Raw genomic sequence first — 11,206 nt, 5'->3', positions numbered from 1 at the left:
CATGCTGATCCAGGTTGTGCGCGACGTTTTCAACGCGGACTTCTCCGAGCTCATCATTGACGGCGATAAGTCCTGGCAGGCAGTCCGCGACTACCTGGGGCGGACCTCCCCTGAGCTAATGGATCGCGTGAACAAGTGGAACCGTGGCAAGCACAATGGCCAGGATGCGTTTGCTCCGCTGGACCTGGACCAGCAGCTGGAAAAGGCCATGGCCCGCAAGGTGTGGCTGCCGTCGGGCGGTTACCTGATCATCGACCACACCGAGGCCATGACGGTCATCGACGTAAACACCGGCTCCTTCGTGGGCAGTGGTGGCAACCTCGAGGCCACGGTCACGGAAAACAACCTGGAGGCAGCCGAGGAGATCGTCCGCCAGCTGCGCCTGCGCGACATCGGCGGCATGATCGTCGTGGACTTCATCGACATGCTGCTGCAGCAGAACCAGGATCTGGTGTTGCGCCGCCTGTCGGAGTTCCTGGGTCGCGATCGTACGCGCCACAAGCTGGGCGAAGTGACCTCGCTGGGCCTGGTGCAGCTGACCCGCAAGCGCCTCGGCACCGGCCTGCTGGAGACGTTCTCCACCCCGTGTGAGGCCTGCGATGGCCGTGGATTCATCATGCACCCGGACCCGGTGGAGCAGAAGGACCCGGAGCCGCGACGCGACCACGGGCACCGCAAGGAGCGCCAGCAGGCTAAGAACCAGGGCAGGAACCAGAATCAGTCCAAGGGCCGTAACCAGGGCAAGGATCCGGAGCGGAGTCAGCGCGAGGACAAGCAGCCCCAGCAGCAGTCCCAGCAAAGTGAGTCCCAGCAGGGCGGACCCCAGAATGACAAGCCTCAGCAGGGAACTCGTCGTCGGGTGCGCCGCGTAGTTCGCCGCGGCAACCCGCACGCCACCCAGGCCGCGGAGCGAGAGCGACAGGGTCGCAACTCCAAGGCGTCTAACAGTGACATCGACAGCATCGTCGCCAACGCCCGCAAGCGCTCCGCCCAGGAGGATCCGGACGAGCCTTCGGCAGCCAACAACGCCGAGCGCCCGGAGCAGAATAAGACCGCGAACACTAGGTCTCGCCGTCGCCGCCGTGTAGTGCGTTCGGCGCACACTGCTCGTTCTGCTTCTGGTCGGGGCGCCAACTCTTCCGCCGCCAACCGATCCAGCTACGAGGAAGCCAAGCGCGAGTTCGAGGAATCTCCACGCCGGAAGCGGCAGACACGGGGCAACTCCAAGTCGGATTTTGCCCCGCGACCGGAGGACTTCGGCGTCACAAACAATAATGCTGAGAAGAGCGCCGAGAACGGCGCCGAAAAAAGCGCCGAGAACAAGACCAAGAACACCCGTTCGCGTGGCCGTCGTCGGCGAGTGGTGCGCAAGACGAACTAGTTCCGAGCGAAAGCAAAGGGATTTGGTTTTTAGCCCCCTGACCGGGTAGTCTTAACCAGTCGCTGTTCGTTCCGCCGGTGACCAGCCTTAACGCGCGCGTCGCCGGGGATTGCGCGAGTGCACTAGCTTCCAGCAAGGTGCGTTCGCACAGTGTGCACAAGAGTGCCCCGGGCACTTTTGGGGAACGAACGCAGCTAAGCAAAAGTAACAGTCAGGATGCTTCCTTCCCGCAGGGGGCTGCCTGAGCCGATTAGAGAAATAAAGGGGTAGCCCTACATGTACGCGATCGTCAAGACCGGCGGAAAGCAGTACAAGGTTGCCGAAGGTGACCTCGTCAAGGTCGAGAAGATCGAGGGTGAGCCGGGTTCGTCCGTGGCTCTCACCCCGGTTCTCGTCGTCGATGGCGCAAACGTCACCACCGGTGACAAGCTGGCATCTGTAAATGTCAACGCTGAGATCGTGGAGCACGTTCGCGGACCGAAGATCCGCGGCATGCACTACCGCAACAAGACCGGTTACAAGCGCCGCTACGGCCACCGTCAGACCCTCACGGTTCTGAAGGTCACCGGTATCAAGTAAACCTACCGAGACACTTCGATTTTCTTCCTTAAGGAGGGAGAGACTAATGGCACACAAGAAGGGTGCATCTAGCTCCAACAACGGCCGTGACTCCGAGTCCAAGCGTCTCGGTGTGAAGCGCTTCGGCGGCCAGCAGGTCAAGGCCGGCGAGATCCTGATCCGCCAGCGTGGTACCTCTTTCCACCCGGGCGTTAACGTAGGCCGCGGTGGCGACGACACTCTGTTCGCCCTGAAGGCCGGCTCCGTCCAGTTCGCCACCAAGCGCCGTCGTCGCGTGGTGAACATCGTCGAGGACGAGGCTGTCGAGGCCTAAGCTTTTAGAGTCTATTAGGCACGAGCCTTAAAACCACTAAAATCCAGTGGACGCAGCGGATGCGTTCGCTGGATTTCTTATTTTGACATGCCCTCCCGGTGCACAAACCCCCAAAAGCCACCAGGGAGGGCGGGCTTACTCCTCTACCGGGCAGATGACGGGTGTGCCGTCATCGTCGAGCACTTTGGCCCGCAGGCCGTAGACTTCCTCAAGCAGATCCGGAGTAAGTACCTCCGCTGGCTGTCCTTGCGCCTTTAGGCACCCCTGGTGCAGCACGATCAGCCGGTCGCAGTAGCGAGCAGCCAGATTCAGATCGTGAATCGCAATCAGTGCCACCGAATCGTTCCGGCGCACTTCACGGCCAATGAGTTGCAACAGTTCGACCTGGTGCCGCAGGTCCAACGCCGAGGTTGGCTCGTCGAGAAGCAGAACTTCCGGCTCGCGTACCAACATCTGGCCGACGGCAACTAACTGGCGTTGCCCGCCCGAAAGCTGATGGACGTGGCGCGAAGCCAGATGAGTGATCCCGAGCCTTCCCATCACCGCGGCGGCTCGCTTCTGTGCGGCTTTTGCTTGGCTAGTGCCGTTGACGCTGACCTGCGCCGACGAGGATTTCCGCGCAGCCACAAGGATTGACTCGAACGCCGTGAGCGACGCACTCGACAGCAGATCTTGCGGCACATAGCCGATAGCTTCGCGCCGCGCACTGCCGGTTAGTGCCTCGCCGTTGTGGGTGATGTGGCAGGTGCCTGATGACGCCCCCTGTATCCCCGCGATCGTCTTCACCAGGGTGGACTTACCAGCAGCGTTCGGCCCCAGCAGACCTGTGATGCTGCCTGGCGTGAACCCGGTAGCGGTGACTCCCTTCAGCACCGGGTGCTTGCCATAGTGGACGTGAATATCTTCCAGAGCGAGCATGCTTAAGACCTCCAGATGGTGCGTCGGCGGGCGAAGATTAGGATCAGGAAGAACGGCACGCCCACCAGGGACGTAATGATGCCTATGGGGACTGCGACACCTGGAACAATCGTGATGGAAACCGCATGGGCAGCAGCCAGCAATAGCGCACCGGCGGCCATGGAGGCCGGTGCGAAGTAACGTTGATCTTCGCCTACCAGCATCCGCGCGACGTGCGGGCCTACCAAACCAATAAAGCCGATCACGCCAGCAAAAGCCACCGCACTGGCAGCCAGCAGGGATGCAACAACCAGCGTGGTCACGCGCAGGCGTTGGACGTTGATTCCCAAAGCTGCGGCTCGGTCGTCGCCTAGCCGCAGCGCGGTGAGCTTCCAAGAATTCACAACCGTGAAGGGGATTGCTACCGCCAACGTTCCCAGGAGGATGGCGTTAGAGGTCCAGTTCGCTCGCTGCAGCGAGCCCATCGTCCAGAAGACAATCTGCTGTAAGGCCTCCGTGGTGGCACTGTATTGCATAAGGGAAAGCATCGCCTGAAAAAGAAAGACCAGAGCGATTCCCAGCAGAATCATCGATTCTGCACTGGCTCCCCGCCAAACTGCGGCGCCTGCTACAACGAACACCGCAACCAAGGCCGCAACCCACGCCACAGCAGCGAGATTGAACTGTGGGTTGCTCAGCACCGTCCAGCCCAACACGATGGAAGCGGCGCCTCCGAAGGCCGCTGCTGCGGAAATACCCAAAGTGAAGGGTTCCGCGAGGGGATTGTCCAGGATGGTCTGCATGTGGGCGCCAGACAGGGAAAGCCCTGCTCCAATGAGAACCGCCATGACCGCGGCCGGCAGACGCAAGTTCCACAACACCGTGCGGGTAGTTTCGTCCACACCGTTGGGGTTGAACAGTCCATTCCAGAGTTCGGCCCAGCTGAGGTTAATCGGGCCGACAACAGTGGCGACGGTGAAGGCCACTAGGGCGCCAAGTGTCAGGACCATAATGGCCAGGATCTTGCGCCGGGATTGACGGCGATACTGCGCTATGACGTCACCAGTGGCCGCGCGTGCATCGACTGAGTCATCTGGATCGGCGGGACCGACTGAGTAGGGAGTGCTAGTGGCAGGGGAGGGGGTTGGCGTTACAAGCTGAGACATCGAACTTCTTCTCGGTCGGGGTTAGCTCTTGGCGGAAGTGAAGAACGTTCCGGAGTACTCAAAAGGCATCCACTTCTTGTGGAAGTCAGCGAAATCGCGTTCCACATCAACATCCTGGAACAGCTCCGGGTGTAGCCACTGGGCGAATTGCTCTAGGGCGAACACGTTGAGCGGGGAGTCGTAGAACTGGTGGTAGGCAGCGTGCAGGTTTCCTTTCTTCGGAGCCTTTAGGGCGGTGAAACCTGGCGTCGAAAGAAGCCCCTTGAGGGTCTTTTCTGCAGTAGCAGGCTGAGCGCGATAACCGAGCTCGACATGGGGCAGCACCTCTGGCTCGTCCGGATCCTTGGCCCAGGAACCGCCGGTTGCGATGATTTGCTCGGGCTGTTCAGCAAGGATCTTTTCTGCAGTGAGGTCACCGGATTCGGTATCCAACAACTCATCGCCCATGTTCTTGCCGCCGGCGGCATTGACGAGGTCACCAAGGTTGGAATCCTTCACAGTGGAACAACAGTCCTTCATGCCGGCTGCCCGCCATACCAGAGTCTTTGGCTTGTTCGCGGCCGCGTTGGCACGGTCAGTGATGTCTTTTACCTTGCTGTCGTAGAAGTCATTGAATTCTTTCGCCTTATCTTCCTTGCCGAAAAGTTGGCCGTACATGGCGATTGTCTTCGTGGTGTTCTCCAGCGGCTTCTGCCGAAAATCGCTGAACACGTATTTCAGGCCGGACTGATCCATCTTCTTCAGTAGACCGGATTCCTCAGCGGCCTTTTTGTGGTCCAGGGAGAGGACGGTGATGTCCGGCTTGTGGGAAAGCAGTGCCTCCACGCTGACGTCACCCTTGGCGATGTTGCCCACCGTCGGCAGGTCGTTGTACTGCTTATGCACCGCAGAGAGCTTCGCCTCGTAGGACGGAGCTGCCTTGTGCAGATCGGAGCCGATGGCCACCACGTTTTCCGTTGGGTTTTCTTTGTTCAGCAGCGAGGTGGCAAACAGTCCGCGGCCTTCTGCGAGAAGGACTTTTTTCGGCTGCGAATCAAGGTGGACCTGGCGACCGGTCACGTCGGTGATCGTAACGGCGTTACCGGATCCGTTGGCGCCATCGGAACTTTCGGAGTTGCTGGTGCCGGCTGCGCCACAGGCTGCGAGGCCCAAGGTGGCGGTTGCTGCAACTACAGCCACGCAGGCTTTGCGTAGCGGAGAAAAACGCATAGTTATTCCTTTGTGTGAGGGGTGTGTTCAGAAGGCCAACCCCGATCTAAAGGTTAGCCTAGCCTTACAGGAGCAAGGGTAGGCTAACTATAGTTCATAGTGATTGTGGTTGAAAGGAAGGGGGTGCTCTTTCGACCGTCTATGCCTGACCAGCGCCTCGTGAAAACCCAAGGAGTGCGCACTTTAGGCTGATGTCCGAATAGCCGATAGACTCGGAACTCGAAGATTCAGTTGGGGTGAAAGGAAAGCCATGCCACAATTCGTTGATCGCGTAGTGCTGCATTTGCAGGCCGGTGACGGCGGCCACGGCTGCGCCTCGGTCCACCGCGAAAAGTTCGTTCCTCTCGGCGGCCCCGATGGCGGTAATGGCGGCCACGGTGGAGACATCATCCTGGAGGTTTCCCCGCAGGTCCACACCCTGCTGGACTTTCACTTCCACCCGCACATCAAGGCCCAGCGCGGCAACAACGGCGCTGGCGATCACCGACATGGCGCGCGCGGGGAAGACCTCGTACTCCAAGTGCCGGAGGGCACCGTGGTGCTTAACTCCAAGGGCGAGGCAGTCGCTGACCTGACAGGCAAGGGCACACGGATGATTGTCGCCGCGGGCGGACACGGTGGGTTGGGGAACGCAGCGTTGGCGTCCAAAAGCAGGAAGGCCCCGGGCTTCGCGCTACTGGGCGAACCTGGCGAGGCAAAGGACGTCATCCTCGAACTCAAGTCCATGGCAGACGTTGGCCTGGTGGGCTTCCCGTCGGCAGGTAAGAGCTCGCTGATTTCCGTGCTGTCGGCCGCGAAGCCGAAGATCGCGGACTACCCGTTTACGACCCTGGTGCCGAACCTGGGTGTGGTCAACGTCGGCCACGAGGTATTCACCGTCGCCGACGTGCCGGGCCTGATCCCCGGCGCCAGCGAAGGCAAAGGCCTGGGGTTGGACTTCCTGCGCCACATCGAACGCACCGCCGTTCTGGCCCATGTTGTGGACGCCGCCTCGCTGGAGGCAGACCGCGATCCGGTCGCGGACATCAAGGCCCTGGAGAAGGAGCTAGCCAACTACCAGGAGGAACTGGCGAGCGATTCCGGGCTGGGCGACCTCCGCGAACGCCCGCGTGTGATCATCCTGAACAAAATGGACGTACCGGACGCTGAGGATATGGCCGACCTGCAGGAGGAGGAACTCAAGGAGTTCGGCTGGCCGATCTTCCGCATCTCCACCGTGGCGCACAAGGGCTTGGACGAGCTGAAGTACGCGCTACTGGACATTGTGAAGGCCCACCGTAAGGCCAACCCGGTGGAGGAGAAGCCCGCGCAGGTGATCACCCCGAAGGGGCTGCGCAAGCGCTCCGGCGGGCGGTTCGCCGACTTCGAGGTGGAGGCCGACCCGTCCGCCGAGGATGCCTTCATCGTCCGCGGCGAAAAGGTCGAACGCTGGATCCGCCAGACCGACTTCGAAAACGACGAAGCCGTGGGCTACCTGGCCGACCGTCTGGCGAAAGCCGGCGTGGAGGAAGCGCTCTACAAGGCCGGCGCGGACGCAGGCAGCGAGGTAACGATCGGGGAAATCACCTTCGAATGGGATCCGCAGACCGCCGCCGGTGTGGACGTCATGCGCAGTGGGCGCGGCACCGACATTCGCCTGGAGCAGAACACTCGTGCTACCCCGGAGGAGCGCAAGCGTGCCTCGCAGGCCCGCCGTGGCCTGATCGACGAGAACGATTTCGGCGACGGGGAAGTCGCAGAGCGCGAGCGCTGGCAGGGGTAGCCACGTTGAACCAATCTGCACAACCCCGGGAGCGGGGCTGGCATACTAGTGTGTATGTCATCCTCCGATTCCGACATTGCAGACGAAAAAGAGTTCAGTTCAGCCCAGTCCGCGTTTAGCTACGCAGGGCCGGGGGAGATGACTCCCGAATTAGCCACGCCCGTGCCTACCTACGGGCAAAGGCCAGTCCACGAGCCGGGCCCTGTGGTGCCCGCGACGTCCATCGAGTTCCCCGAACCGGAGGCGGACGAAGACGATCCGGCGATGGGGCACGATTCCGATGTGCGTGCGGACATCGCCCACGCCCGCCGTCTAGTGGTGAAGATCGGATCTTCCTCCCTGACCGACGACGACGGCCGTGTGGATCCGAACCAGATCGACATGATCGCCGACGCACTCGAAGCCCGGATGGCGCGCGACACCGACCTCATCGTGGTTTCCTCCGGTGCTGTGGCCTGTGGCATGGGCCCACTGGAGCTCGCCCAGCGCCCCACCGACCTGGCTACCAAGCAGGCTGCCGCGTCTGTCGGCCAGGTGCTTTTGGCCCAGGAGTGGGCGCGTAGTTTCGCCCGTTACGGGCGCACTATCGGTCAGGTTCTTCTTACTGCTTCGGACGCCGCAGAGCGCGACCGCGCACGCAACGCCCAGCGAACCATCGACCGCTTGCGCCAGCTGAAGGCCGTGCCGATCGTCAACGAGAACGATACGGTTGCTACCTCTGAGATGCGCTTCGGCGACAACGACCGCTTGGCCGCTTTGGTAAGCCACCTGGCCTTCGCGGATGCCTGCGTGCTGCTGTCCGACGTGGACGGCCTGTACGACCGCAACCCGGCCGAGCCAGGTGCCCAGTTCATTGCCGAGGTCAAGAGTTCCAAGGACCTGAAGGGCGTGGCTGCAGGCGACGGTGGCCGTCTGGGCACCGGAGGCATGGCGGCGAAGGTATCGGCTGCCCGCCTGGCTTCTCGTGCGGGCGTGCCGGTGCTACTGACCTCCACGGAGAACATCGGCGCAGCCCTGGATACTGCGGAGGTTGGCACCTGCTTCTGGCCGGATCAGGACCGCCTGAGCGCATGGAAGTTCTGGGTGCTGTACGCCGCAGATTCTTATGGCCAGCTACACCTGGATGCCGGCGCGGTGCGCGCCGTGACGGAAGGGCACAAGTCTCTGCTATCGGTGGGCATCACTAAGGTCGAGGGAGATTTCTCGCAGCGCGACGTGGTGGACCTGGTGGGGCCGGACGGCAAAATCGTTGGCCGCGGCGAGGTGGCATACGATTCCGCCATGCTGCACGACCTGATTGGCCAGTCGACCTCCGACCTGCCAGAGTTTGCCCGTAGGCCCGTGGTGCACGCCGACTACATGTCCCATTACTCTAACCGGGCGCAGCTTAGGGGCTAGTTCGCTAGCATGGGTTGGTATGACAAACTCCAACGAAGCTCAAGAGAACGCTCTTTCCCCGGAACGCCAGGCAGAACGCGACGAGGTCCTAGCCAAGGCTAAAAAGGCCAAGGAGGTCAGTTCCCAGCTGCTGCTGAACACCCAGCAGAAAAACGATCTGCTGGCTGACGCGGCAGATGCGCTGGAGGCAAATGCGGCGGAGATCATCGCCGCCAACGAGAAGGACATTGCAGCAGGCAAGGAGCGCGGCTTCGCTGACTCCCTGCTGGACCGCCTTGCCCTGGACACCGAGCGTATCGCCGGCATCGCCGGCGGTCTGCGCCAGGTTATCGGCCTTTCCGACCCCGTTGGCGAAATCGTCCGCGGACACACCCGCCCCAACGGCCTGCGTATGAAGCAGGTGCGCGTGCCCCTAGGCGTGATGGGCATGGTTTACGAGGCTCGCCCCAACGTCACCGTCGACGCTTTCGGACTGGCCATTAAGTCCGGCAACGTGCCGCTGCTGCGCGGCTCCAAGTCTGCCCGCCACACCAACGAGAAGTTGGTGCAGATCCTGCAAGATGTTGCCGAAAACCACAACCTGCCGCGTGAGCTGGTGCAGCTGCTGCCGTGCGATACCCACGACTCGGTGCAGGACCTGATTACCGCCCGTGGCCTAGTAGACCTGGTTATCCCGCGCGGTGGCGCGGGACTGATCAACGCCGTGGTGCTGGGAGCCACCGTGCCCACCATCGAGACCGGGACGGGCAACTGCCACTTCTACATCGACTCCTCTGCGGACATCGAAGAAGCCACCAAGCTGGTAATCAACGGCAAGACCCGCCGCTGCTCCGTCTGCAATGCCACCGAGGTTGTACTGCTGGATTCCGCTCTGCCGGACCCGGACAAGATTTACGTCCTGGAGGAGCTGCAGAAGGCCGGCGTGACCCTGCACGGTGAGAAGAAGCAGCTGGATCCGCTGATCAACGACGTAGTCCAGGCGGAGGAAACCGACTGGACCGACGAATACCTGAGCTTTGACATTGCAGTGGCCATCGTCGACGGCGTGGAGGAAGCCGTGACCCACATCAACCGTTACGGCACCAGCCACACCGAGGGTATTGCCGCCCGCGACTACAAGACCACCAGCTACTTCGAGCAGTACGTCGACGCAGCCGCTGTCTCCATCAACACCTCCACCGCCTGGACGGACGGAGAGATGTTCGGCTTCGGCGCGGAGATTGGCATCTCCACCCAGAAGCTGCACGCCCGCGGCCCGATGGGATTGCCGGAGCTGACGAGCACCAAGTGGGTTATCAACGGCGAAGGCCAGGTTCGCCCCTAAGTGCGGCGCTGGCGCTCACTTTGCCGATTGAGGAGTGGGCGTCATAAACATAGAGCAGCTACACCACGAGCGTAAGGCTCGCGCCGAGCGCCAGGACCAGACACATCGGTATTTCCCACATGCCGACGTTCTTAGGCGTCCACTCGCGTGGGTTTGCCTTGGCGATCGGTGGGATCAGCTTGGCGCGCAAGGCAGCGGCGGCCATCACCAGGATCATCAGTGGGCCGCTGGCGGTGTAACCACCGTCGATCACGGCCGCGATGGAGGTGATGAGCGTGATCAACAAGGCGATGCGGTGGTAGCGCAGCGAAACCCGCTCGAAGGGTGCATTATCCCGCTCGCGGATGATGGTCTTCACATAGAAAATCGTGCCCGTGAAGTACAAGCCGATGACCAGCGTGGTCACCCAAATGGCAACAGGGGCCTCGCTGAAGAACCACGGCAGGATGGAAAAACCACTGGCCGAAACCGCGACGATGTACATGAGGGCGCTGGCCACTGTGGTGGAGATACCGGAGATGAGGCTGCGGGGGCGCCTCCTGAAGACCTCCATCAGGGCCACCGCGATCAGTGGCACAAACGGCACGCACCACCACAGCAATCGCGGCTGCAGATACAACACAATCGCGGAGAATATGGCGGTGAGAGCACCGTACGTCAAAGTAGGCCAGAGATACGCACGGCGGCGGGCAGGGGCACGGGTCTTGAACCACAGGCCGAAAGCGAAGAAGGTGAAGTAGCCAAAGATCCAGGCCAGCGGCATGAAAGTCAGCGCCAACCACTGCACCGGATTGCCGTAGGACGGAGCGATAACAGCGGCGGTGATCAGCCCCGTGGCGATCGGCAGGAAGAGCATCGCCCATGCGCCGTGCTGGTTTGGGACCCAAGCGTTCGTACTCATCGCTAGATCGGACACTCCCTATTGTTTCACCTATAATTTGGGCGATCCTACGCCCGCACCTACCCAGACTAGAATCTTCCGGCAGGAAACATAAAGCCCCAGGCGGCCGGAAGCGCGGCCCGGAAGAAGAGAAGGCAGAAACAACAGTGCAGAAGACCACCACACAGCCCACCCGGGTCGGCATCATGGGCGGCACCTTCGACCCCATCCACAACGGGCACCTGGTGGCCGGCAGTGAGGTCGCGGACCTGTTTGACCTGGATGTGGTGATCTACG

General features: G+C 61.6%; 11 protein-coding genes. 7 read left to right on the top strand and 4 right to left on the bottom strand.

From position 1 onward, the window contains the following. From Q0331_RS09675 to rpmA, 3 genes are all read left to right on the top strand, one after another. The coding region (locus tag Q0331_RS09675; RefSeq protein WP_298076145.1) for a ribonuclease E/G at positions 1-1,381 on the top strand (1,381 nt) is incomplete at its 5' end. Between the two features lie 276 nt (positions 1,382-1,657). Beyond that, positions 1,658-1,960 (top strand): 50S ribosomal protein L21, encoded by a 303-nt coding sequence (rplU, locus tag Q0331_RS09670; protein WP_034985382.1) that lies wholly within the window; start codon positions 1,658-1,660, stop codon positions 1,958-1,960. A 46-nt stretch (positions 1,961-2,006) separates the two neighbouring features. Then, positions 2,007-2,273: a 50S ribosomal protein L27 gene (rpmA, locus tag Q0331_RS09665; protein WP_035005351.1), complete on the top strand. Its 267-nt coding sequence runs from the start codon at positions 2,007-2,009 to the stop codon at positions 2,271-2,273. A gap of 135 nt (positions 2,274-2,408) precedes the next feature. Here the strand turns inward: rpmA and Q0331_RS09660 are convergent, their stop codons facing one another. The 3 genes from Q0331_RS09660 to Q0331_RS09650 form a co-directional block, all read right to left on the bottom strand. Further along, positions 2,409-3,191 carry an ABC transporter ATP-binding protein gene (locus Q0331_RS09660; protein ID WP_298076143.1) on the bottom strand — a complete coding sequence of 261 codons (783 nt, stop codon included), beginning with the start codon at positions 3,189-3,191 and terminating at the stop codon, positions 2,409-2,411. 2 nt (positions 3,192-3,193) lie between these two features. Beyond that, on the bottom strand, positions 3,194-4,180 hold the full coding sequence (locus Q0331_RS09655; RefSeq protein ID WP_298076147.1) for an iron ABC transporter permease: 987 nt from the start codon (positions 4,178-4,180) through the stop codon (positions 3,194-3,196). Between the two features lie 177 nt (positions 4,181-4,357). Next, positions 4,358-5,545 carry an ABC transporter substrate-binding protein gene (locus Q0331_RS09650; RefSeq protein ID WP_298076142.1) on the bottom strand — a complete coding sequence of 396 codons (1,188 nt, stop codon included), beginning with the start codon at positions 5,543-5,545 and terminating at the stop codon, positions 4,358-4,360. Between the two features lie 250 nt (positions 5,546-5,795). On the opposite strand from Q0331_RS09650, the gene obgE reads away from it, so the two are divergent. From obgE to Q0331_RS09635, 3 genes are read left to right on the top strand one after another with little or no spacing between them, the layout of a single operon-like run. Continuing rightward, positions 5,796-7,307: a GTPase ObgE gene (gene obgE / locus Q0331_RS09645; protein WP_298076141.1), complete on the top strand. Its 1,512-nt coding sequence runs from the start codon at positions 5,796-5,798 to the stop codon at positions 7,305-7,307. Between the two features lie 54 nt (positions 7,308-7,361). Further along, on the top strand, positions 7,362-8,705 hold the full coding sequence (proB, locus tag Q0331_RS09640) for a glutamate 5-kinase (protein WP_298076139.1): 1,344 nt from the start codon (positions 7,362-7,364) through the stop codon (positions 8,703-8,705). A gap of 19 nt (positions 8,706-8,724) precedes the next feature. After that, positions 8,725-10,029 carry a glutamate-5-semialdehyde dehydrogenase gene (locus Q0331_RS09635; protein ID WP_298076137.1) on the top strand — a complete coding sequence of 435 codons (1,305 nt, stop codon included), beginning with the start codon at positions 8,725-8,727 and terminating at the stop codon, positions 10,027-10,029. Positions 10,030-10,087: 58 nt separating this feature from the next. Here Q0331_RS09635 and Q0331_RS09630 read toward each other — a convergent pair whose 3' ends face one another. Next, positions 10,088-10,930: a YwiC-like family protein gene (locus Q0331_RS09630; protein WP_298076136.1), complete on the bottom strand. Its 843-nt coding sequence runs from the start codon at positions 10,928-10,930 to the stop codon at positions 10,088-10,090. A 44-nt stretch (positions 10,931-10,974) separates the two neighbouring features. Between Q0331_RS09630 and Q0331_RS09625 the strand changes: the two genes are divergently transcribed. After that, positions 10,975-11,206, top strand: a 232-nt coding sequence (locus Q0331_RS09625) for an adenylyltransferase/cytidyltransferase family protein (RefSeq protein ID WP_298076146.1), incomplete at its 3' end; no start/stop codon positions are given.

Source organism: uncultured Corynebacterium sp., from assembly GCF_937999985.1.
Taxonomy (GTDB): Bacteria; Actinomycetota; Actinomycetes; order Mycobacteriales; family Mycobacteriaceae; genus Corynebacterium.
Note: the sequence above shows the minus strand (reverse complement) of the source record. Positions and strands in the feature narration are given on the sequence as shown.